At 34.7% G+C, this 23686-nt stretch carries 28 protein-coding genes and 5 tRNA genes; 23 read left to right on the top strand and 10 right to left on the bottom strand.

Features of this window, described 5'->3' with window-relative positions; all coding sequences use genetic code 11:
* Positions 1-4 precede the first annotated feature (4 nt).
* The 10 genes from ACS604_RS18115 to ACS604_RS18160 all read left to right on the top strand — a co-directional run bounded on the left by ACS604_RS18115 (position 5) and on the right by ACS604_RS18160 (position 6383).
* On the top strand, positions 5-1000 hold the full coding sequence (locus ACS604_RS18115; protein WP_474772482.1) for a cation efflux transmembrane domain-containing protein: 996 nt from the start codon (positions 5-7) through the stop codon (positions 998-1000).
* A gap of 149 nt (positions 1001-1149) precedes the next feature.
* The gene (locus ACS604_RS18120; protein WP_474772484.1) at positions 1150-1470 is read left to right on the top strand and encodes a DMT family transporter; all 321 of its coding nucleotides are present in this window, start codon (positions 1150-1152) and stop codon (positions 1468-1470) included.
* A gap of 12 nt (positions 1471-1482) precedes the next feature.
* Positions 1483-1962 (top strand): methylated-DNA--[protein]-cysteine S-methyltransferase, encoded by a 480-nt coding sequence (locus ACS604_RS18125; RefSeq protein WP_474772485.1) that lies wholly within the window; start codon positions 1483-1485, stop codon positions 1960-1962.
* 133 nt (positions 1963-2095) lie between these two features.
* The gene (gene argJ / locus ACS604_RS18130; protein WP_474772487.1) at positions 2096-3316 is read left to right on the top strand and encodes a bifunctional glutamate N-acetyltransferase/amino-acid acetyltransferase ArgJ; all 1221 of its coding nucleotides are present in this window, start codon (positions 2096-2098) and stop codon (positions 3314-3316) included.
* A 144-nt stretch (positions 3317-3460) separates the two neighbouring features.
* On the top strand, positions 3461-4525 hold the full coding sequence (gene nadA / locus ACS604_RS18135) for a quinolinate synthase NadA (RefSeq protein WP_296529007.1): 1065 nt from the start codon (positions 3461-3463) through the stop codon (positions 4523-4525).
* Positions 4526-4667: 142 nt separating this feature from the next.
* Positions 4668-4744 (top strand) — tRNA-Pro (locus ACS604_RS18140).
* 56 nt (positions 4745-4800) lie between these two features.
* Positions 4801-4877: transfer RNA gene (locus ACS604_RS18145), tRNA-Arg, on the top strand.
* A 32-nt stretch (positions 4878-4909) separates the two neighbouring features.
* Positions 4910-4985: transfer RNA gene (locus ACS604_RS18150), tRNA-His, on the top strand.
* A 4-nt stretch (positions 4986-4989) separates the two neighbouring features.
* Positions 4990-5066, top strand: a tRNA-Pro gene (locus ACS604_RS18155).
* Between the two features lie 327 nt (positions 5067-5393).
* Positions 5394-6383, top strand: coding sequence for a hypothetical protein (locus ACS604_RS18160; RefSeq protein ID WP_474772488.1), 990 nt, complete (start codon positions 5394-5396; stop codon positions 6381-6383).
* Here the strand turns inward: ACS604_RS18160 and ACS604_RS18165 are convergent.
* Together ACS604_RS18165 and ACS604_RS18170 are read right to left on the bottom strand one after the other, a co-directional pair.
* Positions 6371-7174, bottom strand: a complete 804-nt coding sequence (locus ACS604_RS18165) for a DNA adenine methylase (protein WP_130175769.1) — start codon at positions 7172-7174, stop codon at positions 6371-6373. The genes ACS604_RS18160 and ACS604_RS18165 overlap by 13 nt on opposite strands.
* Positions 7140-7340 carry a Com family DNA-binding transcriptional regulator gene (locus ACS604_RS18170; protein ID WP_080947828.1) on the bottom strand — a complete coding sequence of 67 codons (201 nt, stop codon included), beginning with the start codon at positions 7338-7340 and terminating at the stop codon, positions 7140-7142. The genes ACS604_RS18165 and ACS604_RS18170 overlap by 35 nt, the downstream gene beginning before the upstream one ends.
* Positions 7341-7453: 113 nt before the next feature.
* Between ACS604_RS18170 and ACS604_RS18175 the strand changes: the two genes are divergently transcribed.
* The 3 genes from ACS604_RS18175 to ACS604_RS18185 are packed head-to-tail and all read left to right on the top strand — an operon-like array spanning position 7454 to position 8414.
* Positions 7454-7756 carry an ogr/Delta-like zinc finger family protein gene (locus ACS604_RS18175; RefSeq protein ID WP_262737230.1) on the top strand — a complete coding sequence of 101 codons (303 nt, stop codon included), beginning with the start codon at positions 7454-7456 and terminating at the stop codon, positions 7754-7756.
* A gap of 4 nt (positions 7757-7760) precedes the next feature.
* Entirely contained in the window at positions 7761-8195 is a 435-nt protein-coding gene (locus ACS604_RS18180; RefSeq protein ID WP_474772490.1) for a hypothetical protein, read from the top strand.
* Between the two features lie 3 nt (positions 8196-8198).
* Positions 8199-8414 carry a hypothetical protein gene (locus ACS604_RS18185; protein WP_474772491.1) on the top strand — a complete coding sequence of 72 codons (216 nt, stop codon included), beginning with the start codon at positions 8199-8201 and terminating at the stop codon, positions 8412-8414.
* Between the two features lie 9 nt (positions 8415-8423).
* Here ACS604_RS18185 and ACS604_RS18190 read toward each other — a convergent pair whose 3' ends face one another.
* The 5 genes from ACS604_RS18190 to ACS604_RS18210 all read right to left on the bottom strand — a co-directional run bounded on the left by ACS604_RS18190 (position 8424) and on the right by ACS604_RS18210 (position 12699).
* A complete protein-coding gene (locus ACS604_RS18190) occupies positions 8424-8696 on the bottom strand; it encodes a hypothetical protein (protein WP_474772493.1) in 273 nt (90 codons plus the stop codon).
* Between the two features lie 8 nt (positions 8697-8704).
* Positions 8705-9541 (bottom strand): HNH endonuclease, encoded by an 837-nt coding sequence (locus ACS604_RS18195; RefSeq protein WP_474772494.1) that lies wholly within the window; start codon positions 9539-9541, stop codon positions 8705-8707.
* Positions 9542-9545: 4 nt separating this feature from the next.
* Positions 9546-10142, bottom strand: coding sequence for a hypothetical protein (locus ACS604_RS18200; RefSeq protein ID WP_474772496.1), 597 nt, complete (start codon positions 10140-10142; stop codon positions 9546-9548).
* 77 nt (positions 10143-10219) lie between these two features.
* Complete coding sequence (locus ACS604_RS18205) at positions 10220-11728, bottom strand: hypothetical protein (RefSeq protein WP_474772498.1); 1509 nt, start codon at positions 11726-11728, stop codon at positions 10220-10222.
* Between the two features lie 137 nt (positions 11729-11865).
* Entirely contained in the window at positions 11866-12699 is an 834-nt protein-coding gene (locus ACS604_RS18210; RefSeq protein ID WP_474772499.1) for a hypothetical protein, read from the bottom strand.
* Between the two features lie 196 nt (positions 12700-12895).
* Between ACS604_RS18210 and ACS604_RS18215 the strand changes: the two genes are divergently transcribed.
* The 4 genes from ACS604_RS18215 (at position 12896) to ACS604_RS18230 (ending at position 14883) form a co-directional block, all read left to right on the top strand.
* Positions 12896-13201, top strand: a complete 306-nt coding sequence (locus tag ACS604_RS18215; RefSeq protein WP_474772500.1) for a hypothetical protein — start codon at positions 12896-12898, stop codon at positions 13199-13201.
* A 4-nt stretch (positions 13202-13205) separates the two neighbouring features.
* Positions 13206-13772, top strand: coding sequence for a hypothetical protein (locus ACS604_RS18220; protein ID WP_474772502.1), 567 nt, complete (start codon positions 13206-13208; stop codon positions 13770-13772).
* Positions 13773-13948: 176 nt separating this feature from the next.
* Positions 13949-14536 (top strand): hypothetical protein, encoded by a 588-nt coding sequence (locus tag ACS604_RS18225; protein WP_474772503.1) that lies wholly within the window; start codon positions 13949-13951, stop codon positions 14534-14536.
* 17 nt (positions 14537-14553) lie between these two features.
* Positions 14554-14883: a hypothetical protein gene (locus ACS604_RS18230; RefSeq protein WP_474772505.1), complete on the top strand. Its 330-nt coding sequence runs from the start codon at positions 14554-14556 to the stop codon at positions 14881-14883.
* Between the two features lie 59 nt (positions 14884-14942).
* On the opposite strand, the gene ACS604_RS18235 is transcribed toward ACS604_RS18230, so the two are convergent.
* Both ACS604_RS18235 and ACS604_RS18240 read right to left on the bottom strand, forming a co-directional pair.
* Positions 14943-15872, bottom strand: coding sequence for a hypothetical protein (locus ACS604_RS18235; RefSeq protein ID WP_474772506.1), 930 nt, complete (start codon positions 15870-15872; stop codon positions 14943-14945).
* A gap of 23 nt (positions 15873-15895) precedes the next feature.
* Positions 15896-16237, bottom strand: coding sequence for a hypothetical protein (locus ACS604_RS18240; RefSeq protein WP_474772507.1), 342 nt, complete (start codon positions 16235-16237; stop codon positions 15896-15898).
* An 82-nt stretch (positions 16238-16319) separates the two neighbouring features.
* Here ACS604_RS18240 and ACS604_RS18245 point away from each other — a divergent pair, with 82 nt between their 5' ends.
* The 4 genes from ACS604_RS18245 to ACS604_RS18260 are packed head-to-tail and all read left to right on the top strand — an operon-like array spanning position 16320 to position 19670.
* Entirely contained in the window at positions 16320-16529 is a 210-nt protein-coding gene (locus ACS604_RS18245; RefSeq protein WP_057073300.1) for a hypothetical protein, read from the top strand.
* A complete protein-coding gene (locus ACS604_RS18250; RefSeq protein WP_057073299.1) occupies positions 16526-16759 on the top strand; it encodes a hypothetical protein in 234 nt (77 codons plus the stop codon). Before ACS604_RS18245 ends, ACS604_RS18250 begins: the two co-directional genes overlap by 4 nt.
* Before the next feature lie 4 nt (positions 16760-16763).
* Positions 16764-16934 (top strand): hypothetical protein, encoded by a 171-nt coding sequence (locus ACS604_RS18255; RefSeq protein ID WP_474772509.1) that lies wholly within the window; start codon positions 16764-16766, stop codon positions 16932-16934.
* Between the two features lie 15 nt (positions 16935-16949).
* Positions 16950-19670, top strand: coding sequence for a toprim domain-containing protein (locus tag ACS604_RS18260; protein WP_474772510.1), 2721 nt, complete (start codon positions 16950-16952; stop codon positions 19668-19670).
* Between the two features lie 31 nt (positions 19671-19701).
* Here the strand turns inward: ACS604_RS18260 and ACS604_RS18265 are convergent, their stop codons facing one another.
* Positions 19702-21690, bottom strand: a complete 1989-nt coding sequence (locus ACS604_RS18265; protein ID WP_474772512.1) for a hypothetical protein — start codon at positions 21688-21690, stop codon at positions 19702-19704.
* A 239-nt stretch (positions 21691-21929) separates the two neighbouring features.
* Between ACS604_RS18265 and ACS604_RS18270 the strand changes: the two genes are divergently transcribed.
* Complete coding sequence (locus ACS604_RS18270) at positions 21930-23090, top strand: tyrosine-type recombinase/integrase (RefSeq protein WP_474772514.1); 1161 nt, start codon at positions 21930-21932, stop codon at positions 23088-23090.
* A 317-nt stretch (positions 23091-23407) separates the two neighbouring features.
* A tRNA-Pro gene (locus ACS604_RS18275) sits at positions 23408-23484 on the top strand.
* Positions 23485-23686 lie beyond the last annotated feature (202 nt).

Consider the following 23686-nt stretch of genomic DNA (forward strand, 5'->3'; position numbering starts at 1 on the left):
TGACATGCCATTGGTTTATACTGATGGCATTGTTTTTTGTGTCAGTTATGGTGCACAGATGGCTTTAGAAAAACAAGAGAATCAAATACATTTAAATAAAACTGGCTCTAGCTGCGGGTGTTCAAGCATCCCGTCTCAGGAGTATTCTACACCTAGTGAAGCTGTGCCTAAAAACAGCCAATGGGTGAGTTATTATCATATTCCTCACATGGATTGTGCAGCTGAAGAGCAAATGGTACGGATGGCTTTGGCTTCTTACGCTGACGATATTCAAGAGCTTCATTTTGACTTGCCAGCACGGCATTTGGCGATTTATCACAGTGTTCAAGCTGAAAAGATTACCCAAAGTCTACAGCGTTTAGCACTAGGAGCAGAATTACAACAAACGCAGCCACATTATGAACCTGTTGAAAAACCTAAAAAGGTTCGAGCTAGTTCTTCAATCAATGCAGCACAAAAGCAAGTTTTACAATGGCTGTTACTGATTAATGGCGTCATGTTTGTCATTGAGTTTATGGCAGGTATTATTGCTTCATCGACAGGATTAATCGCTGATTCACTCGATATGTTTGCCGATGCTGCAATTTATGGCATTGCTTTATTTGTGGTAGGTAAAAATCTAAATGCACAATTAAAGGCTGCGCATCTTTCTGGATGGTTCCAGTTCGGCTTAGCCATAATTGTGTTAATTGATGTGTTGCGCCGTTTTATTTACGGCAGTGAACCCGTTTCAATTCTCATGATTTTAATTGGTGGATTGGCTCTTGCAGCCAATATTAGTTGCCTTTATTTAATGAGAGACCATAAAGAGAGTGGGGCACATATGAAGGCGAGTTATATCTTTTCTGCAAATGATGTCATTGTAAACTTAGGTGTCATTGTCGCGGGAATATTGGTTGCCATTACTGGCTCTCCTTATCCTGATTTAATGATTGGATTAATTATTGTCTTGTTTGTCTTAAACGGTGCACGAAAAATTTTACAGTTAAAAAACGAATAATCTTTTCTAAGACAGGCAAGCTTTAGATAGGGTTTGCCTTCATTTTTTATTTTAAAGTAAACTGAGTCCTCACATAAAGGAGGAACGACCTCCCCCATATTGGGTAATCATGTCGGGACGACCTGACACTATAAAAATTAGTGAATGTTATGGCTTGGGCTATTTTAATTTTAGCAGGTGTATTTGAAATCATTTGGGCATATTCTATGAAAATGTCCGACGGTTTTACCCGTTTAACCCCTAGTGTTATTACCGTAGTTTTTATGATTTTGAGCGTAATTCTACTTTCAATTTCAATGAAAACTTTACCCCTTGGCACTGCCTATACGGTTTGGACAGGCATTGGTGCAATTGGGTCATTTTTAGTCGGTATTTTCTTTCTTCATGAGCCTATTGGCGCTATGCGAATGATTGCCGCTGTCTTGATTGTGTCAGGTTTGGTTTTAATGAAAATTTCATCGCCGTCCTAAGAGAATAAAACTATGTTGCTGTCTTATAAGTATATCAATTCGCCTGTTGGGCAATTAAAGCTGGTTGCGAATGAAAATGCTTTGGTGGCAGTACTCTGGGATAATGAAAATCCAAAACGTGTTCGGCTGGCCGAGCTAGTCGAACAACTTGAACATCCCGTTTTATTAAAGACCGAACAACAATTAAAAGAATATTTTGAAGGTAAACGCCGTGAGTTTACATTACCACTAGATTTTGAAGGGACTGTATTTCAAAAGCTGGTCTGGTCTGCTTTGCTGACCATTCCTTATGGCGAAACAAGAAGTTATAAAGATATTGCTGTTCAAATTGGAAATGAAAAAGCGGTGAGAGCAGTGGGCGCGGCAAATGGCAAAAACCCGATTTCAATTATTGCACCTTGTCACCGAGTCATTGGTGCGGGCGGTGCTTTAGTGGGTTTTGCTGGCGGACTTGATAAGAAAGATATTTTATTAAAACTAGAGAAACAATGAGCCGTTTTTGCGCTCGATTTTTTTAGACTTTTCTACTAAGCTGTCAATTACGATATTTCATAAGGTCAGTGCTTTACTGCATCGCTTTTTTTGAAATATTGATCTTATTCAACAAACTTTGGATGTTCTAAAAATGGCTGTCGGTGACGTAACAATGCCACAAATGCATGTGGTAAAAGGTGTAAAAATTGGCTCAACAGAAGCATATGTACGTTACCAAAACCGACGAGATTTAGTCATTTTTGAGTTTGCAGAAGGTTCAAATGTTGCTGGTGTATTTACTCAAAATGCATTTTGTGCAGCGCCTGTTCATGTCTCTAAAGCCCATCTTGCCGAAGGTAACCCTCGTTATTTAGTGATTAATACGGGTAATGCCAATGCGGGAACAGGGCCTACGGGTTTGAAAAATGCTCAGAATACTTGCGCGAAGTTAGCGGAGCTTGCTGGAGTAAACAGTTTTGAAGTTCTTCCATTTTCTACGGGTGTGATTGGTGAACAGCTTCCGATGGAACGTTTACTTGCTGGTCTTCAGCCTGCATTAAATAGCGTACAAGAAGCGGCTTGGAATGATGCTGCATCTGGCATTATGACCACAGACACAGTACCTAAAGGTGCATCTGAACAATTTGAACTTGATGGCATTACTTATACCATGACAGGTATTAGTAAAGGCGCCGGAATGATCCGCCCGAACATGGCAACCATGTTGAGCTTTGTGGCAACAGATGCACCTATTAGCCGTGATTTAGTAGAAAAGTTACTAAAAACCACGGTTGAGCATTCATTTAACCGTATTACGATTGATGGCGATACCTCAACAAATGACTCTTGTATTTTTGTAGCAACAGGTCAGGCGGGTGGCGCTGAAATCACATCAGACAACGATGCACGCTACGCTAAAGTGTTAGATGTACTTGCTCGTGTAATGAATCGTTTAGCACAGTTAATTGTCCGTGATGGCGAAGGCGCGACGAAGTTTATTACTGTTGCTGTAGAGGGTGGCGGTAACATTCAGGAGTGTTGTGACATTGCTTATAGCATTGCGCATTCACCACTCGTCAAAACTGCACTTTTTGCATCGGACCCGAACTGGGGACGTATTTTAGCTGCGATTGGCTATGCAGGAGTTAAAGACTTAGACGTGTCTAAAATACAAGTATGGTTAGACGACGTGCAAATCTGTAAAGACGGCGGCGCAGCTGAGGACTATACCGAAGAAGCGGGTGCACGTGTTATGGCTCAAACCGAAATTACCATTCGTGTTGATTTAGGACGTGGTCAAGCCAAAGACACGGTATATACCTGTGACTTATCTTACGACTATGTCAAAATTAATGCTGATTACCGTTCTTAAATATCAGTTATAATCAAGCCTCGACAAAGAGGCTTTTTTATTAGCCCCAACTTTTGATATTAAATGATTCAATTAATAAATCATTTAAGCAGTAACGTTATATGCGAGCAGGTATGCCAGCATGAAGGATAGAGAAGACGTTTTATGAGTGATGCGACTTTAATTGCCAACGATGCAAAAAACATTGTACAAGCGCATTTAGACCGTTTAGGTGAGCCAAAAGACAATCGCTTAAGTGAAGAAGCAAAACAACAAAAGTTTGCACAGATCGAAGCAGAGCTCAAAAAACGTGATGCTGTCCTTGTTGCTCATTACTATTGCGACCCTGAAGTACAGGAGCTTGCCGAAAAAACAGGTGGATGCGTTTCTGACTCTTTAGAAATGGCCCGTTTCGGACGAGATCATGCTGCCTCAACACTGGTTGTTGCTGGTGTAAAGTTTATGGGAGAAACAGCAAAAATTCTGTCTCCTGAAAAAACAATTTTAATGCCGACACTTGAGGCAACCTGTTCACTCGATTTGGGCTGTCCAGTTGAGGAGTTCACGGCATTTTGTGATCAGCACCCTGACCACACTGTAGTTGTTTATGCCAACACATCGGCTGCTGTTAAAGCACGTGCAGATTGGGTGGTGACTTCAAGCTGTGCTGTTGAAATTGTTGAACACCTAGATAGCTTAGGCGAAAAAATTATTTGGGCACCAGATCAGCACTTAGGTCGCTATATTCAAAAGAAAACCGGTGCAGATATGTTGCTTTGGGATGGCGCATGTATTGTGCATGAAGAATTCCGTGCACGTGGTATTGCTAACATGAAAGCACTGTATCCAGACGCTGCGGTATTGGTACATCCTGAGTCGCCTGAGTCGGTTGTAGACATTGCAGATGCGGTAGGTAGTACCTCTCAACTGATTAAAGCTGCGCAGACTTTGCCAAATGAAAGACTCATTGTGGCAACTGACCGTGGTATTTTCTACAAAATGCAGCAAGCGGTACCGAATAAGATTTTAGTTGAAGCGCCAACAGCAGGTGAGGGAGCAACTTGTCGTTCATGTGCGCACTGTCCATGGATGGCAATGAATGAACTCGATGGAATTTTAGAAGTTTTACAAAAAGGTGATCAGGAAATACACGTTGATCCAGCACTTGCTGAACGTGCCAAAATGCCTTTAGATCGAATGTTAGCCTTTAGTGCATCGTTAAAGCGTTAAAAAACCTCAAAATGCTTGTTAAATATACATTTGATAAGGATTTTTAACTTTTTTTGACAATAGGTGTTGACGTCTGAGGGCGTCGCGCCTAGAATGCACACCGTACCGCACGATGTGCGATACAGCAAAAGCTGAGATAGATCGGAGCATAGCACAGCCTGGTAGTGCACCTGGTTTGGGACCAGGGGGTCGTAGGTTCGAATCCTACTGCTCCGACCACTTAAAATAATATTTTAAGATCGGCGAAGTATCGCATGATAAGCATCATCGGTTAAGCGCCTGTAGCTCAGTTGGATAGAGCATCCGCCTTCTAAGCGGATGGTCACAGGTTCGAATCCTGTCAGGCGCGCCACTCGGTAGCTTGGTATATAGAACTATTTGATGGTGGATGTAGCTCAGTTGGTAGAGCCCTGGATTGTGATTCCAGTTGTCGCGGGTTCGAATCCCGTCATTCACCCCAATTTCGGAGCATAGCACAGCCTGGTAGTGCACCTGGTTTGGGACCAGGGGGTCGTAGGTTCGAATCCTACTGCTCCGACCATATTCTTGATTTTTAAAGAAAATCAGATATTAAAAACCCTCTAAATTAAATCTCATAGTACATATTACCCATACAACACCACGTGTTTATGCGTACATATATCTTACTGAAGCATTCCCAAATCATTCCCATCAAAAAAAATGATTTGAGTATGAAAATCATGCAAAACCCTCTATATCAAGTACCAATAAAAAATAATTGGGTTATGAAGTTTCTGAAGTAATAAAGTAATATTTATAAATACATGATCTTAATGACCAAGTATCTGAAGAACTGGCTAAACATAAAATTATTCATATCGATCAAAATGAATCAGACGCAAATCTATTGACACGTTTGGCAGACGAGCATGATGCTATAGCTACCATCAAAAACAGTACATTACTCTTTATGCCAAAAGGCCAGAGTCAGACTATTTCTGGCCAAGATTTACCTACCAAACTTTTGACCAGGATAATGGGCGATGAACATCGTTATAGCTATAGTGATGGAGGTGAAGAAGTCATTGCAATTCGTGCTTTTTATTATGATGAGAAGATGGCCAAAAAACTTGAAGTCATTGTCGGCGATCAATCTAACGAAAATATAAAAGAATTACGTCATATTCATCGTGATAAACAAACTGCAACTTTAGCTGCCAGAGCCAAACTTAACCACTTTAAACGAACAGCCGAAACGCTCACTTATAAGCTGGCCAAGGGTATTCCCGATCTTGTCCCGGAGCAGACTTTTTTATTTATTGGGATCAAAGAACAAATTGACGAAATTTATTGGCTTGGAACAACTATCACCGATACGTTAGACAGTTCAAGCGGCTATACAACTCATCTCCAGCTTGAAGTTTTTTTCCCAGATGCAGACGATGTATCAGAATTATTTGAAGACCAATTTGTCTCAGAAAAAGATAAAAAATGGACTGGGGTCGTTGTTTATTATCAAGAGGTAGATAAGGCTGTAAAGCTTACAAAAGGGGATCAAGCGAATCCTAAACACTTCTCTTATCTTTATTTAACTAAAGCTGGAGCGCAGCAGCGGCTTGATCGTGAATATGCTTTATTAGACCTTGAAACTGGTAAGTTTTCTGCCCATAACGAACTAGACCAGAAACCTTATACAGGCTTGAAGACGCAATACACGGTCGGAAAGAATAAAACCCCACGTCAGTGGGTAACTTTAGGTGATCAATCAAATCCAAAAGTGATTGATCGCGTCTTTCATAGTAAAGCTGCTGCTGAGAAACGATTAAAGCGCGAATTACCGCGCCTTAATGCTAAAAAAGATATGCTTGAGCAAGTCAAAACAGATCAAAAGTTATAAATGATCAACTCATTGCCGTTATGATCCTCATGAGCTGCTTTAGAGTTCACAGACCAACGGATTTTACGATGTGTCATTTGATAGTCCTTAAACAGTTCTCTCACTTCAGGCACATCGTTTAAGCTTAAAATGAACTTTCCTTTAATCTTATCTAGTTTGTCTTTTAGAGTATAAAAATCCTCTTTAGACCAAATGCCTTTACCATAAACATTTTCGCAATCCCAATAGGGTGGATCTAGATAAAACAATGTGTCAGGGCCATCCAATCGATTGATTACATAATCATAAGACCGATTTTCAATGACTACATTTAACAGCCGTTCATGGATAGAGAGTAAATGTTCCCGTAAACGTTCACCTAGGCGTACACGGTTAACTCTATCTTTTGAATAAGTGAAAGTGCCATCTAATTGGCATCCAAAGGAAGAGCGTATTAAATAATAAAATTTAACCGCCCTTTGAATATCAGTGAGACCAGATTGATTACCTTTAAAATCGTCAAACTGGGTCCGTGAAAATAACAACAATTCAAATTCAGCTATAAACGCATCAAAGTGAAATTTCAAAATCCGATATAGGTTAATCAGATCATTATTAATGTCATTAATAACTTCAAAAGTAGAAGGGGTTTTTTTAAAGAGAACCCAGCCAGCTCCTCCAAAGACTTCAACATAAGTTTTATGTTCTGGAAGCATATCAATGATGGTTCTAGCTAGTTGTGATTTACCGCCAAGCCAACCACTGAAACTATGGCCACTAGGATTGTATTGTGGTGAGAGGTTTTGTGTCATGAATCTTACCTGATTGTATTTGATGCTCTGGGCATTCAGGTAAGGCACTCTGGGTGCTCTGGAATGTATTTAATGTTTTACAGCGAGGGCATTTAATCTCAAAGTGATCAAATCCCTTAGTTTTAGCCAATAATTTAAAACAACATTGGCATTTTAAATTTTGCATATATTTTTCTGCATTAGAAAAACTAACTAAATACTATAAAAAATATAGAAAAAGAACAAATATTTGTTCTTTTAATTTAAAATATATATAAATATGTTCTTAGGATGTGCCGAATGAATTCACCCAATAATTACAACACTATTAACAAGAACAATTCACGACCACAAATAATCTGCCCGCACTGTAAAAGTAATAATTTGAAGATCAGATCAAGTGAACAAAGACATCCCTTACTTAAAGATGTGTGGCTCACATGCCCTAACTTATTTTGTGGTTTTACTTGTGGTGGCCATATTGAAATAACTCACACCATCTCACCTAGTGCATCACCAGATCCTAAGATACATATACCGACTTTACTGGAAATAAAGGCTGCTAATGACGACAGAATGGAGCAAGATCATGCTTCAGAATAATTATTTGAACCCTATTATTTCAGCAATTTTAAAGACAAACATTATTCTTAAAGGTCGAGCATGTGGCCGAACAACAATTAGTTTTATTGGAATATGCTCTGCTAGATTGCCAATGCTCCAGTGGGATTATTCTAAAGACTTCTGTTTTAACCCTAAAAAAATAAAAAAAATTTCAGATAGAAAATTGCGTAAAGCTTGCTATCAGTCATTTGCACAATATAAAAAATCTTTTAAACCACGACCTATTTTAAAACTAAAAATTTTAAAAGATGAATATCCATCATTTAATGATTGGCAAGCTTCAATAGCTGAAGCAACTAAAATGGCTGCTAAAAGGTTTAGTGATACCGCAGATGCAATGGCTTATGCGTTCCATTCTTTAAATAACTTTAAAGGCCAGTATGTATGTGCTTGGGATCTCGCAACTTTTGGGGAATAAAATATGCATCCTGAAGAACTTTTCCAACTGTTTTATAAAAATGTACGTTTAGACATGAACCCATCAGGCTTTCCTAAACATTACTGTGAAGGTATGAAGCGTTTTTGGTATGCACGTTTTATGAATGCATATAACAACGAACGAGAGCCAGTTGTCTTAATGAGTTGGGCAGAAGCTCCTCAAATGTGGCTGGCTGGATATAGAGAAAATAAAGAATAAAAAAGCCGCTTAGCGGCTTTTTTTGAATTCAGAATTTAATGATTGATTTAAATCTGCTATATCCAATTCAGTTCTTTTTTCATATCCAAAATATAGTGTTTCTTTACTAGTAATTCTTTTTGTTTCAGATAAATCTATTAATTCGTACTTGTCTGGGAATGTAGGCTTTGGAAGAACAGGGAAGGTAAAATTGAATTCCTTATTTATAGATTTCATATAATCTAACTTAGAAAAGCATAAATCTGAGATTAGAGGAATCTCAAAAACTATATTTCCAAACATTATCATTGCTAAATATTCAAAATTCTCTTTACTGGGAGTTGTTTTTTAAAAACTTCAATATTTGTTGAGGGCTTAAAAAAAATCAATATTTGCAGATTAAATTTTTGAAAACCTTCTAAACGAGTTTTAATTACATTAAGAGGTGAGTAGAGTTGAAATTCAGGATCTCTATTGATTATCCATTTTCTGATTCTTTCAAAATTAGATAAATGATTTCTGGGTAACAGACCATAAAGAATTTTCATAAATGCTTTGTAAACATCAGATGGCCTATGCTTCAGTAAATCAACTTTTAAGGTGAAAATTTTACTTTTTTCATCAAATTGAGCATTTTCAATTTGAGAAGTTATTAGAAAATTATTGTCAACTTTATTAAATTTAAACTCTTCTTTTTGGTTGATTGATATCGTTTTTACGAGCTTATTATTCCTATTTGCCACTCCATTTAATGTTCTATATGGCTTTAAAAAGTTGTCAAGCTCAGTTTCTAATGTAGATCCAAAATGTGAGTTGCACTCGTCGCACTCTTCATAATGAAGTAAAAAACGATTACCTAGCAATTGAGATATAACATGAGGCTTTTTATCAAATTTGACACTATCTATGTTTTTTAAACAGTAAATACAAGTTTTTTTTTCATTTTCAGCTAAAGGATAAAGATAAGTAAATTCTTCAATTTTAGAATATTCTAGATAATTAAAGAGAGTTTCATATTGACTCATATTTTTGAAAATATTGATTATATTTTTCTGTTTTACTGTAAAGTAAATTTCCAAATTAAAATTAAAATTAAAATTAAAATTAAAACTTTTAACTAAATATATTGGCTCAATTCTATATTTCATTTTCTTATCTCACGACCTGATATCGACAAGCATACGCACCACATCGCGCATTATGAATCTCGGTACCATCATCTAAGCTAACGAAGTCTACTTTACCACCTTTAGCGATATTCTCGTAAAGTGCAGCACCTTCTTTACCTCCAAGAAGGGCACGTGTAATACGTTGGCCATCATTAAAAATAGCAGATGCTTTTACAGGCTCTTTACTATTAAATTGCCAAGCAACATCAATAAACTCACGGCTTAACGTGATTTCTAGACCACTTGAAACATTCTTGCTGAAATAATAAGTTGTTGCAGACTCTCCGCTCTCATTTGTATGTTTTTCTTGTTCTACAACGGGTTCACCAACAGCTTTAATAATTGCCTGATCATCTTTAATGTCGACCTTCACTACAGCTTGTGTATAGTCAACTTTTGGCCAATCAAAATGGGGTTTATCTTCTTCCTCAAGTTCTGCTTGTCGGTCTTCATATTGCTGGCGAATCTCAGCAGCTTTTTGATCAGCAGCTGCCGTATCTGAAGCTTCTTTCTGTGCCTGCTTGTCAGTACAACCCATTAAACCTATAGCACAAAGCAAGGTTAAATAAATTCTTTTCATAATGAATAATTTATAAAAATTAAAGAGTCATTATATTTGCACAGTGACTCTTTAAAAATCAAATAGTTTACCTTTAATTAAGAATTTGGTTTTGTTGGATCACTAGCTTTATCTAAAAAAGGTTTCAACAGTTCAGCAACCTTTTCTATTGGCATATTAAAGGAGGTTGGTAAGCCTACTTCTTCACCTTTTGATGAAAATTTGCTATCACTATTTTGATTAAAATAAGTTGGGATAAGACCTTTTCTAATATCCTTTTGTTCTTCTTCACTCATTCTTGACATAAATGGTTCTAATGCTGCGAGTTGTAAATAAGTTCTATAATTTTCTTGAAAGCACTCATAATGTTTAGCTGCTTGTTTAGAAGTATAAATTGCTAATACGAAAAACATAAGTGAAATTGTTAATCTCGCAATAATAGTATAAAAGTTTGGTTCTATCGGAGGAACATGTTTCCAATATTCATATATTGGTAGACCAATTATTATAATAGTAGTTATAATGGCCGTAATAATGGCACCAATTGTAATTCTACTATTATTTTTATAGGCTTTTTCTTCATTATCAGCTTTGATTTTATAATTATCAGTTAATTTGTGTAATGAGGTTTTTTCTAATAATTTCATAAGATCTTTTTGAGAATTTTTAATTTTTTCCGTTCTTGTGTTAAGTCTACTTCTTACTGCATTGAACTGATTGTCTATATCAAGTATTTTTTTATTTAATTCTTCATCTATTTTAGCTTTCTTTTCATTAATAATAGTTGAAAAATCTAATTCAAGTTTCTGTGTTCTTTCATTCAAAAGTGCTAATGTTTTTAGACCAGCATCAACAGAAGTTGTCATTAAATGAGTACTTTCTAAAGCACTTTTTACATCAATTTCAAGTCCTTTTAAATTATTATTAAATCTATTTAATAGGTTTTTTGCTTCATGTTCAAATTTTTTAATAACAAGATCTTTTTCTTCAAAAATACTTTGGGAGTATTCTTGTAAAGCTTTTACTTTTATATCATCTATCTCTTTTATCCAACTTTCAATTAAACTATTCCCTTTTAAGAAAGCGTTTTTTTCATTTTCTAATAGAGGGAGTAAATCTAATTTTCTATTAAATAATTCAGAATAATCATTTAACACATTTTGAAGATTATAATGCTGTTGGATTCCATTAATAATATTTATAATATCATTTTTTTTATACTTCTTTGAAACTTCAATAGCTTTGTTGAGGGTGGATCTTGATATGTTGAAAATATTTCTGAAATTTATGGGAGAAGTTCTAAGTTCATATATATTAACAAGTGGAATTTGAGCTGTAGTTAAGCTGTTAATATTAGCCGCGAATTTATCGATTTCATCCGATAAATCGCTAACTAAAATTTCAATTTCTAAATCAATATTTCTCGTATATTCTGTACTTAAATAATCTTCATAGAAATTATTTGGTAAAGCATGATTTAACTTTTCTTGTAATCCATAAAGTTTTTTAAGATCAGTCTTAATTAAAGTTAAATCATCATGAGTTGTTTTTGTTATAATTATTAATTCATCTTTTACAGCTGATGATGATGTAATAAGTTCAGACATAATATTTCCCCCGAAATATGTTTTTGTGCATCTTGACATAGTGATTCACTATTTTACAAGAATATAACGCTAAGTTCGTATCATGTCTAAGTCAATTTGAAGGACTTCTAAGAATTTCGATAAGTGGAGCATTAAACTTACTTATCTTTTGAATCTTTAGAATCGTCGGAAAAGAGATTTTTGGTTTCATATATTTCAATCATTTTTTTGTTTCCTGTTTTTATTTCATAGAATAAATAATCCTTATTGAAATATAGTAATTTAGGGGGAGTTTTTAGCTTATTATTTTCTATAAATTTAGTAGTTGCCTTATTAAAATTGTTTAGATTGTTGGGGATACTTACTAATTCTCTAGCTGTTTTTAACATTTTGAAGACTGGAAGTGAAAAAATAATAATTAATAGTATAAATATTGTCTTTCTAAAGTTAAAATTAAAAATTATTTTTTTGAGTCGTGTGTTTTTCTTGATCATGCTTAAATCAATTTGAATAAATATTCCAATGATAAAAAAAGCAATTAGGACTAATAGAAATAAATTTAATAAAATTGTAAAAAATGAATGATATTCAGTAGAGTAAATTTTTATGTAACCCCAAATAATTGCAATTGCTGGTATTGAATTAAAAATTATAAATTCTATCAATGAGGTGTCTTCGAAATCCTCTTTATTAAATTTAGGTATTGGTAAACTATTTATAATATTATGGATGCTGAATAAATAAAATGATAGGAATAATATTAATAATCCATCTGGAATAATTTGATTGATTGAAAAAAATCTAATGTATGAAGGGTCAATAAATGATAATTCTAGAACTTGCCATATTCCCCCTAATATTGAAGGAAGAATAATAAATAAAGGTAGATTATTTTTAAAAACATTAAAGTCTTTTATAAAGTAATATTTGGTTACCTGCAGCACTTGGGGGTTTTTAAGTTCTACGGACTCTTTATTTTGTTTATCTTGCATAAGTGGCTAATAACCTAGGAATTATTTAAAAATAGCAAATTGGTATCTTGACATAACGATTCACTATCGGCAATATGAAAAAGCACAGCAAAATCTGTGTACAGGCGTGAGAACCTGAAAACATCCAAGAGAGCAGAAAACATCCGCTCTAAAGCGGCTTTTTTTTGCCTAAAATGTCTGATCTGATAGAATCACTATGGTAGATCGGGCAGGGCAGCTTTTAGCTGGCCGTTTCTCTTGGTACGGTATTCTCACCCCTGTTCGGTCTGCCACCATCACCGTGAGAAGTGATGGCGGTAGGTTTGCAAAGAACTTACCAAGAGTATTCATCATGAAAAAATCTATTCAAATCATCGAACACACGCCTATCCTTGATTTAGAAGCGTTTTTAAAACGCCAAAAGCAAATCAAACGTTCTAAATTCCTCAGAAATCTTTATGAAGGTTCTGCATTTATTTGTATGGTCGCGTTTACATTCTCTTTTCTTTTTTTAGGGAAGTAATCTCATGCAAATCAATGAAAATATTATTCCCTATGTGCCCATTGCACCACGGGTTCAGGCAACAAATGAAAAAAGCCGTTTACTCTGTGAACAATTATTCTTGCTCATAGATAGTGTGACTAGCAGTCAAATCCTTTTTAATCACCAAACAGACAAGGGCTTTTTATCAATTTGCCCAGATCAAATTAATGATTTGATCGAAGAACTGTCAAAAACTGACCATTCATTCAAAAATATCGATATAGGTTTATTAAATTCGTCGCTAAAAGATCTTATTTATCCTAAGTTTAATGGAGAACATACCCTAATCAGCCCGATCTGGAACAACACAGAGGTACGGGTTTGGCAATTTCAATTAAATCAAATTGCTAATGGGGTAAATATGGAACTTTTAGATAAAGATGCAGAACTTTGTTTAGATATGGTTTTGAGTTCAATTCGAGTATGGAGAAAATCACTCGAAGTGGGAAATGAGAATAGAGATGTGATCTATAAACAAAATGATCTGATTTATAAACTTATGGATCTAGAAGACAAGTTGAATATTGTTCAACAGAAATTAGAGGAATAGATAAAGGCCCACTGTATAAAGTGGGCTTTTTATTATCTAGTTAATATCAATTAAAATAATATGTATTGCTGTAAATAAATAAAAAGAATATAGTTTTATTAAATCCTGATAAAGGAGCTAAGCATATAAAAAATAAGTATAAATTACATAATGTATAAAACTTGAGGGAAATAAAAATGCTTAAGAAAAACGATTCAAAATTCATAGGTTTGTTTATATCAATTGGTTTAATTTTTACTGGTTGTACCTCAATACAATTAGTATCAAATTACGACGAAAACGTTGATACCCAAACACAGGAACTTCAAAAGAAAATGGATACATATTTTATATCCATGAAAAACCTTCAAGGAGCACCAACTACTTTTAAAGAAAATCAGAAGTTTTATGAAGGCGTGTTAGCAGATATAAACGCTTTAGAATCTAGAGCAGCAATCATTTACAAGAATGAGTTAACTCAACAACAAGTTCAATTACTTAAAGAAAACTTTGCATATTTAGTTTTGTTGCATAAACAATGTTTCGATAATCAACCTGCTTTAACAGATGCTCAAAAGCAAATTGTTAAAAAAGAAGGGGTTGATCTATCAATGGATTGTAATACTGCATATGGAGCACCCGTTAACTTAAAAAATCGCGGTGATAAAGAACTAAAAAAAATCTATATCAAACCCATACAGACAAGTTTTAGTTCTCATTTAGGTGCAATCATGAAACTTGAGTTAGCGAAAAAACGTGGTGATAAAGAAGATAAAACTTCATAAATATTAGGGGTAATATCATGAGTATTCAATTTGAAGAAATATTCCAAATAATGGTAAATTCTGCTCAAAAGTCTTTTAAACAGCACTGGCCCACTATTAAAGACTACGCAACAGGAGAATTCGATAAGTTAGCAACAACAATTGTAAATATTGAATTTTTGCTAAAAACTGGGCAAATTTCTGCTGGTGAAGCAAGTATTCTGTTAGAAATGCAAAAAAATACAGCCAGAGCTGTAATGCTAGCATTGAAAGGAATGACTTTGTTAATGGTAGAACAAGCAATTAATGATGCATTAGACGCAGTCAAAAACATAGTTAATAATTCATTAGGCTTTGCATTTTTATAAGGTCTAATAACGAATCTAAAGCCCATTATATTATGGGCTTTATTTTATTTTTCTATTGCCTAATTATTATGTTTTCTTAATTCAAACTCGTCAAAGACTTCCTCATTAATTAAGTCTGTTAACCCTTTTTCTTTTACAAAATTAAGAACTTCATTCTTCATATGTTCTTTATGCATACGACGAATTCTTTCATTCTTAATGTATTGTGTACCAAAAATATGCTGCATTAGTGGAGATTGAATATCATTTATTTGGGAAGTGTCACCTTGAATTTTAAGATGGACATCAAGAACATGTTCCATAAATTTCGAATTAGCTTCACCTAAGATACTCGCTTCTCTCATATCTGTATGAATTTCAGGATCTAAATTCATAGTTATAACTAAATTGATCATTATATATTCACCTCGTACTGTTTGAAATTGAGGAGAACGGTAGAAAAATGAACTAATACCTGCAATATTTAGCCCTGTTCTTTCTGTTGGATGAGGGTATCTAGGGTCTTCATTGCCTTTGTAAAAATCAAAGTAAAGTTTGCTAATAGCTTTAGCCATTAATTTACAATAAACAGTTTTATCTCTCTGGTCTTTCTTATTGTATTTATAAACAGTTTCAATAATTCTTTGTAAATTATAGCCATGTGTATAAAAAGCAGTAGCCATTCGTCCTGCAAGAAAATCAGCATGAGCCTCCATAGCTGAATATTCTGTGTTTTCTTCTGGTCTATATACACTATGGTTATTTAAACAATGCGCTAATTCATGACAAAAAATCAGAACATACTCCATTAATTCAACTACATCCTTAATTTCATAATTCCCTGCGTCAGTCGTGTATTTAATGAAATATTCATTTAATTCACTCTTTTTATTAGCTGAAAAGTCAATGTGTGAGAAACCTTTATCAACTGGTACAACATTGAACCTTATTAATTGTTTTAAATCCGCGCATAAAAAGGTAAATAACTGTTTTACTTTGATTCTTGCCATTTCTTACTTCTTCTACATTTGAATTACTTATTTTCGACTTCTTTTGCATATACGGAACTTAAACGCAGTAAAGCTTCCTGAGCTTCGGTGCTGAGCTGTCTATACGCTTTTAATAACAAACTTTCTTCACTCGTAAGGCCGCTAAAGTCAGGATCAATTCCTAACAGCACATAACGAATATCAATGCCTTGTTTTTGTAGTTTTGCAAGGTAAACCCACTGATCAGGAACTTTGTTCCGAACATAGTTACCTAACGTATTTTCATGCGCATCAATGCTTCTAGAAAGCGGTTTTGCTTTCAAACTCTTGCGTTCCAGTTCTTCTGTGAACCTTTGTGTAATCTCTACAGCCAAATTTTTGGACATATATTTCACCTATACTTATTGAAAGACTAAATATTTATGCTATAGTGATTCGTAGCACATCACTATAACCGTAGGATACTGTATGAGTACAGAAACTTCACCTTCTAATCGTTCCCGATCTAAAAAGATCAGCGGTGGTCGCGTTGCATGCATCGTTTATTTACCAAAAGAAGAAGTAACAGAAATCGATAAAGAGGTAGATGAAACGGATACAAGCCGTTCCAGCGTCATCGCACGAATCTATTACCAAGGTAAAAAGCAAACATCAACCAACGAGGACCCAAACCCATGAGTCGAATGAACCAAAAACGGGATAACCGTTACAACGTCAACCTAACTGATGATGAGTCTGATCTATTTAAAGTTGTCTCACGGCTTACAGGTGTCAATCCGGGTGTGATCATGCGTCAGCTTGTTATGAAACAAGCTTTAGCTTTGCTAATCGCAGAAGACATTCAAGATAACTTTAGCTTAGAGAACTACTTAAACAAAGGCGCATCAGATCACCTTTCAAGGAGCTGAATTGATGCCAACACAGGAAATAGCTCTTTCGGATAAAGAGAAGGAAATTGTACAGGAAGTACAAAAGTCTTTAGGTCATGAAACCATTGAGTACCTTGCCAGACAAAGGATCCAAGAACTACTTGGAAAATTAGCAGGGCAGGAACTTAGAAAGAAAAATCGGCATTTATTTTAAGGCAGTTTATTGAAAATGATGTTTCCAGAAACCAAAGCTTTAGTAGTAGAGAAGTTGCAAGATGTCTACGGCTTCAAAGTAAAAGGCAACAATAAATTGCGTGGTAGATGCCCTGACTGTAATCATAAGGAAGCATCAGCTTGGGTATATCCTGAGGAACCGTGGGTAGTTTTCTGCCCACGTAAAAACGAATGTGGTAAAGAAAACCACATTCGTGATTTATTCCCTGAGTTATTTGAAAAATGGGAAAAACGATTTGAACCAACTCCTGAAGATCCAAATAAAACTGTAAATGCTTACCTTGTTGAAGGTCGTGGTTTTCCTTTAGAGAAACTTAAAGGGCTATACACACAAGAAAGCATCACACGTTATAAACCAAAGAAAACCACTTCTGTTACGTTAAGATTCCCAATTACCGATGACAAAGAGAACACAGGGTGGTGGCAGCGCGTTCTAGATGAACAAGGGGTATTGCCTAAAACTACTTTTAAAGAAGATTGGTCTTCAGCTGGCCATGCTTGGATGACTCCAAACACAAATTATATTGAGTCTAAAGAAATCTGGATCACTGAAGGGATCTTCGACACGATCGCTCTTTGGTTATCAGGTATTACCAGTTTTTCAGCATTATCTGCTGGCAATTTCCCTAAAATATTACTTAATCACATTGCAATGAAATGTGCCGAACAAGAGCTTTCTTTACCAAAGCTTGTGTGGGCATACGATAACGATAATGCTGGCCATGAAGGTATAAGAAAAAATATAGCTTTAGCTGAAGAACTTGGCTTTGAATCTGAAGCTGCACTTCCTCCTGGTGGGCGTAAAAAAACAGACTGGAATGACCTTTATAAACAAGATCGTCTCAAGTTTTCAGACATAGAAACATATAAATATTACGGTTCTTTATTGATCGCCGATAAACCTGTGGATAAAGGCATACTTATCTACAAGCGGTTCGGTACTAAGTCATTTCCTTTCGATTTCAATAACTGCGTTTATTGGTTCAAGTTGAATATGGATAAATACGATGACTATATGAAGGGCATCAATTTTGATCCCAATGATAATGAAGATTGGGCACAAGAAGAAAAAGACAAAGCTATCGAAGAGCGACGTGATGCAGCCATTAAACATTCTTCAGATGTAGAAATCATGATGGAATGTCGACCACACGGCCTTTACTACCAATATCAAAAGGAAATTGATGAAGCAGATTATTACTTTCAGATAGATTTCCCACGTGGAGCGAAGACGATTAAAAACACATTTAGTCCTTCCCACATTTCTTCAGCTCCAGAGTTTGGCAAACGTCTTCTACATGTTGCACCAGGTGTTTTTTATGAAGGGAATAGTAAGCAACTGCTCACATTTCTAAAACGTGAGCTCAAGGATATTAAACGTGTTCAGTTAATCGATTATGTTGGTTATCACTTAGAGCAAAAAACCTATGTGTTAGGCGATTTAGCGTATCAAGCTGGTAAGCAATATGTGATCAATAAAGAAGATTATTTTGAGCTTCCACGCCATACAAACCTTAAATGTAATGCGCCATTTGCATTGGAAATAAACAATAACCAAGAAGAGTATCAACAAACTTGGGTTAAAGATCTGATCGAAGCCTATGGAGTTAAAGGCTTAATTGGTTTAACAGCTTTTTTTGGTGGCCTATACGCACAGCAGATCCGCAAAACACATAAGTCATTTCCATTTTTGGAACTTGTTGGTGAACCGGGTACTGGTAAATCAACGTTAATCCAGTTTTTATGGAAATTGTTTGGCCGTGTGAACTATGAAGGTCTAGATCCTACTAAAACATCCAAAGCAGGTCTAATACGTACTTTACGTCAAGTATCTAACCTTCCAGTCGTATTCATTGAGTCAGATCGCCAAGGTGAAAATTCATCTAAGCAATTCAACTGGGATATGTGCAAAACCATGTATGACGGTGGGTCATTAGGTGCAATGGGTGTGAAATCTGGGGGTAATACTACATACGAACCATTATTCATGGGTACGCTAATTATTAGCCAAAATGCTGAAGTTCTAGCATCTGAAGCAATCATGGGTCGTATTGTTCACGTTAAATTCTTTAAAGATCAGCTAAGCAAAGCAAGCCTTTATGCATCACGTAACTTATCAAAATATGAGCCTGAGAATGTTAGCCAGTTTATTTTACAATGCTTGAGCAAAGAAAAAGACATTTTAGAAGCCTTCAATATTGGCTATGAAAAATATGACGCAATGCTCCATGAAGAAAAATACAGTATTCAAAGCTCTCGTATTGTTCATAACCATGCTCAATTAATGTCGCTATTTGATGCCATGTGCCGACATGTAATTGAAGTGCCAGCACAAGTACAAAAACAGGTTACTGAAGAATTTATCAAGATGGCTCAGAGCCGTGACCAGATACTCAAGTCAGATCCAGTTATTGTCCAGAATTTCTGGAATACGATCGAAGAAATGGAAGATTCAATTAGAAAAATGGAAAACCACGATACGGTCGTAAACCATGCTGCTAGGTCAGACATTATGGCTATCAATTTTGCCCATTTATACAAAGTCGCAGCGGATTATCGATACGCATTACCTGAAGTAAATGAGCTTCAAAATACACTGCGCCATAGCCTTCATTACCGCTTCATTGAAGCCAATAAAGCCATACAAAGCAAAATTACCAGTTCAACAAAACGGTGTTGGATCTTCGAAAAACCGTTACAACAAAAATCTGATTAATTTAATTTTTAGGTTAAGAACAATATTGTTCTTAACCTTTATTGTTAATTATCATAGGGAAGCCAAAATCATGATCTAAAATTTTCTTATTACTTACCTCAGTAATTGCCAATCTTTTAAATCTCCAAGTTGTTTTGAAGTTGTCATAAGGACTAATAATTGGAATTTCATGAGTAGTGTTTCCATAAATTTTATAACTTTGGATAGGAGGAGGATTTTTAATAAATTTTTGGAAATTATAAATAAGAGTCTCAAGATTTTCATATAATTTTAAATATACTAAATGCTTTTGCTGGCTTGTTGAAATTAGAGGGCATATAGGACTATTAAAATAATTAACAAGAATAGTAGTGTCAACAATTGGAACATCGAAAAAACTATAACCTACTCCAATACTATTACTCGTAATAACTATAGGTTGAATTATATATTGAATATTGGAATTGTAATTTAAGCCTACTTGTTTAATAAATTTTTCTAAATTCTTTCTAATAAAGTTGTTTTTTCTAATAATTTGTTCGCTTCCTCTCTTAATCGTATTTAAAGCATTCCAATAAGAAATGGCACTGTCAGTTGAAAGGATACATTTTGCCTCTCCAATAATAATTAAATTATCTATAATAACTAGAAGATCAATTTCCTCTGATTCTCTATCAATTGAAATATTACCATGTTCTATAATTTTAAAATTATTAACGTAAGAATTCTTCTTTAGAGCAGAATTTAATTTTTGTTTTATAAATTCTTCAAATGGCGTTCCCTTTTCCTTTAGCTCAACACCAGCATTTGCCATCCATCCTTCAAAGCATCGTGTTCCCACAGGATGTAATAATGGTTCTAAAATAAATATAATTTCATTTTCATTAATTTTTATAATAGGATTTCGCCATAGATCACTTCTATTTTTGAATTTAATTTCAGAATTTGGAAAAGTTAAAAATTCGATTATTTCTCTAATAGTATCTTCCTTTTTTGAAGTTACTAAACTTATACTTTTGATTAAATTTTTAGTATTAATCGCAGGACTAAATAATTTTAATTTTTGATATGAACCAAAAGGAATTTCAGTATCATTAGGACAATTATCTAAGATATCTAAACTTATAGAACATAGTTGTAAAAATATTTCAATTACATCATTTATATCAAAATTTTTATTTGGTATTTCTTTTGGTAGAAATGAAATTGTTTTCTCTGTAAATGTAAACTGACAGTTTTCAAGAATGACCTTCTTTCGCGGACGTAATTCATTAAAATTACTTATAAAAAAATTATTATTTTTATATTCAACATAATTTCTTTTATTAAGGATTTCTCGAATTATAGGTTGAGCAACTAGAATTCCATGTAGTTCCTTTTGAGACCTCCTTGTGTCCGAAATTAAATATGGAATCATAAGTAGATCATTTGATCTAAGTTCTATATTGTTATCTATAATAGATAAAGTCATTTGCTCATAAAGTATAGAATTCCAATATTTTTCATAGATGTCATAAAGTTGAGAGTAAGCATTTTCTAACTGTAAATTTTCGAAAATTTCCTCATTTGATATTTCTAAATTAATTATTTTTTTAGATTCGGATAGATGAGTAGTTATGTTGTAGTAAATTCCATCTATTGATCCAATAACAGCCTCATTAATTGTAAGTTCTATACCTAATGGATTATTTTCTAATATTGTTTCATGTAATTCTAAATCAAGAAATGTATTAGATTCCTTAGGAATATATTGTTCCATTTGTTTTTTTAGGACTACTGAGTTTCGATTTGCTATTCCAATAAAGAAATGTAGAAAATCTACATTATTTAAAGGAAGGTTAGCTTTTTTTATATCATTAAGGGCTTGGCGTATAGCTGAAAATTGTAGATGGAATAGTAAGCCTGCAGTTTCTAATTGCTTATCAAAGTCAGTGATTTTAGATGCCGATTTCCATTTTTCTAATGAGAAATCTTGACGTAATGGTGATTTAATTTTTCCTCTTCTAACTTTATCTGTAAAAGAATCTTTTATGAATTGCATACTATTTTCTCAATATATGTAATAAGTTATTTATAAGTGAAAAGAGATTTTAAAACAGCTTGTACTATAAAATTATAGTGGAAAGAGAGCTTTTAAATAAAAATATTTTGATTAAATATTGTTTTAAAATTTCTAATTATATGAAAGCACCTTTTAAGCTCCTCTTATGCGCCTCTGAATGGACGTGCATTCCTCTAAAATATTCCTAATTATTAAGATACTTAAATGTAGGTCTACATATGTCTGCAGGACTTGAAATCCGTGGAAAATCGATGAGAATTTGGATGCGTCCGATCGCAACCGAACAAGTCATTAAAGAAACATTAGACTGGGCATTTACTCCAGAGAATCAGGATAGAGCAGAGAAACTGGCCAATTTAATAAAATTAGAAATACAGCTGGAGCAATTCAGCTTGGCCAAACATTTTCCAAACTCAAAACACTTACAAAAGAATCAGGTTACATACTATGCCCAGCTTTATTTGAGCCAAACAATTAAAGAGGTTGCACCGAGTACTTATGATTCTTATAAGGGCCATGTTTACAATCATATCATTCCAAAATGGGGCCAAATTAACCCAAAAGATATAAATACGAACATGCTTAAAAAGTGGATTGAGCAGCTAAAAGATAGTCTAAACAATAAGACCGTACGGGAAATTATTACTCGTTTTTCGCAGATCCATGCGATTTGGCGCGATGAAAGACAAATGCCTTACAACCCTTTTGAAAACATTGTAATTCACCAAGTTGATACGCCAGAGCCAGATCCGTTTAGCAAAGTCGAAATTGCAATGATCTTAAACACTGAAACGGATCTCGATATTCAGAACCTATTGCCTTGTCTATTCTGGACTGGACTCTCAATGTCAGAGCAGATCCCGATCGCTTGGGAAGATATTGATTTAGAGAAGGGTACTATCCAAATTTCGAGATCTTATGTCCGGGGAATTTATCGGGTAACCAAGAATCGACGCAGAAAGCGGAAAATCAAACTTCTTGAACCGGCAATTACGGCTCTCAAAAAACAATATCAAATTACAGGTAATGCTCGATCAAAAACAATTGAAGTACTGCAACGGGATAATAAGACCAGGAGAGTCGAAAAAGTTCGTTTTGTTTGGATTAATCATGAACGGTCGAATCACTTTGAGTACCATGAATTACGTTATCGTTGGAATAAGCATTTAAATAAAGCAAAGGTTCGGAAGCGTGGAATTAACCAAGGTAGACATACTTTTGCCAGCCAACTTCTAACGTCTGGCCAAGTTCCACCAGAATGGATAGCCGAGCAGCTTGGCCATAGCGATACATCTATGATTTACAAGCATTACGGCAAACTTATTGCTGAGGATCTGCCAGACTACATTACCAAGCTAAACAACTACATCACGATGTAATTCTATTTACTCTAGCCTTACTCGAAACCTTACATTCAAAACCTTTTATAAGTGCCTATTACTATAGGCACTTTTTTTATTTATTACTCTATTACTTCAAAACGTATAGAGCTGCCAACAAAGGTTAAGCCATTGATTCAGCGCGTTTCAAAAAGTGGCCATAAATAACAATCAAAGCTTGGCCACTAACGTGTATAAAAGACCTTAAATTCCCATATTTAGTATTTTTAAAGTTTTATTTCAGTATAAATATCTGATTTATATATAACTATGTGCCTAATTGTGGTGGGTTCGAATCCCGTCATTCACCCCAATTTCGGAGCATAGCACAGCCTGGTAGTGCACCTGGTTTGGGACCAGGGGGTCGTAGGTTCGAATCCTACTGCTCCGACCATATTTAAAAGCATTAAAGCTTTAAAAATATCCCAAAGATTAAAAAATTTCTTCATATCTTACCGATAGAAGAAATTTTTTTGTTTTCTAGTTCGAAATTTTAATTCATACATACTCCAATTTTTGAACTTGTTTATATAAGCTTGTTCTCTGTTCTCTGTTCTCTGTTCTCTGTTCTCTGTTCTCTGTTCTCTGTTCTCTGT

The sequence above is a fragment of the Acinetobacter sp. Li1LvA2 genome (assembly GCF_056156705.1).

Excerpts from the sequence above, each read along its gene's own strand:
- ACS604_RS18255 (WP_474772509.1), top strand. The coding sequence starts at position 16,764 with ATGCCAACACAGGAAATAGCTCTTTCGGATAAAGAGAAGGAAATTGTA.
- ACS604_RS18250 (WP_057073299.1), top strand. The coding sequence starts at position 16,526 with ATGAGTCGAATGAACCAAAAACGGGATAACCGTTACAACGTCAACCTA.
- ACS604_RS18170 (WP_080947828.1), bottom strand. The coding sequence starts at position 7,340 with ATGCAAAATTTAAAATGCCAATGTTGTTTTAAATTATTGGCTAAAACT.
- ACS604_RS18215 (WP_474772500.1), top strand. The coding sequence starts at position 12,896 with ATGGTAGATCGGGCAGGGCAGCTTTTAGCTGGCCGTTTCTCTTGGTAC.
- ACS604_RS18165 (WP_130175769.1), bottom strand. The coding sequence starts at position 7,174 with ATGACACAAAACCTCTCACCACAATACAATCCTAGTGGCCATAGTTTC.
- nadA (WP_296529007.1), top strand. The coding sequence starts at position 3,461 with ATGAGTGATGCGACTTTAATTGCCAACGATGCAAAAAACATTGTACAA.
- ACS604_RS18210 (WP_474772499.1), bottom strand. The coding sequence starts at position 12,699 with ATGCAAGATAAACAAAATAAAGAGTCCGTAGAACTTAAAAACCCCCAA.
- ACS604_RS18115 (WP_474772482.1), top strand. The coding sequence starts at position 5 with ATGCCATTGGTTTATACTGATGGCATTGTTTTTTGTGTCAGTTATGGT.
- ACS604_RS18220 (WP_474772502.1), top strand. The coding sequence starts at position 13,206 with ATGCAAATCAATGAAAATATTATTCCCTATGTGCCCATTGCACCACGG.
- ACS604_RS18225 (WP_474772503.1), top strand. The coding sequence starts at position 13,949 with ATGCTTAAGAAAAACGATTCAAAATTCATAGGTTTGTTTATATCAATT.
- ACS604_RS18240 (WP_474772507.1), bottom strand. The coding sequence starts at position 16,237 with ATGTCCAAAAATTTGGCTGTAGAGATTACACAAAGGTTCACAGAAGAA.
- ACS604_RS18175 (WP_262737230.1), top strand. The coding sequence starts at position 7,454 with ATGAATTCACCCAATAATTACAACACTATTAACAAGAACAATTCACGA.
- ACS604_RS18270 (WP_474772514.1), top strand. The coding sequence starts at position 21,930 with ATGTCTGCAGGACTTGAAATCCGTGGAAAATCGATGAGAATTTGGATG.
- ACS604_RS18260 (WP_474772510.1), top strand. The coding sequence starts at position 16,950 with ATGATGTTTCCAGAAACCAAAGCTTTAGTAGTAGAGAAGTTGCAAGAT.
- ACS604_RS18235 (WP_474772506.1), bottom strand. The coding sequence starts at position 15,872 with ATGGCAAGAATCAAAGTAAAACAGTTATTTACCTTTTTATGCGCGGAT.
- ACS604_RS18195 (WP_474772494.1), bottom strand. The coding sequence starts at position 9,541 with ATGAAATATAGAATTGAGCCAATATATTTAGTTAAAAGTTTTAATTTT.
- ACS604_RS18200 (WP_474772496.1), bottom strand. The coding sequence starts at position 10,142 with ATGAAAAGAATTTATTTAACCTTGCTTTGTGCTATAGGTTTAATGGGT.
- ACS604_RS18190 (WP_474772493.1), bottom strand. The coding sequence starts at position 8,696 with ATGTTTGGAAATATAGTTTTTGAGATTCCTCTAATCTCAGATTTATGC.
- argJ (WP_474772487.1), top strand. The coding sequence starts at position 2,096 with ATGGCTGTCGGTGACGTAACAATGCCACAAATGCATGTGGTAAAAGGT.
- ACS604_RS18205 (WP_474772498.1), bottom strand. The coding sequence starts at position 11,728 with ATGTCTGAACTTATTACATCATCATCAGCTGTAAAAGATGAATTAATA.
- ACS604_RS18125 (WP_474772485.1), top strand. The coding sequence starts at position 1,483 with ATGTTGCTGTCTTATAAGTATATCAATTCGCCTGTTGGGCAATTAAAG.
- ACS604_RS18185 (WP_474772491.1), top strand. The coding sequence starts at position 8,199 with ATGCATCCTGAAGAACTTTTCCAACTGTTTTATAAAAATGTACGTTTA.
- ACS604_RS18230 (WP_474772505.1), top strand. The coding sequence starts at position 14,554 with ATGAGTATTCAATTTGAAGAAATATTCCAAATAATGGTAAATTCTGCT.
- ACS604_RS18265 (WP_474772512.1), bottom strand. The coding sequence starts at position 21,690 with ATGCAATTCATAAAAGATTCTTTTACAGATAAAGTTAGAAGAGGAAAA.
- ACS604_RS18120 (WP_474772484.1), top strand. The coding sequence starts at position 1,150 with ATGGCTTGGGCTATTTTAATTTTAGCAGGTGTATTTGAAATCATTTGG.
- ACS604_RS18245 (WP_057073300.1), top strand. The coding sequence starts at position 16,320 with ATGAGTACAGAAACTTCACCTTCTAATCGTTCCCGATCTAAAAAGATC.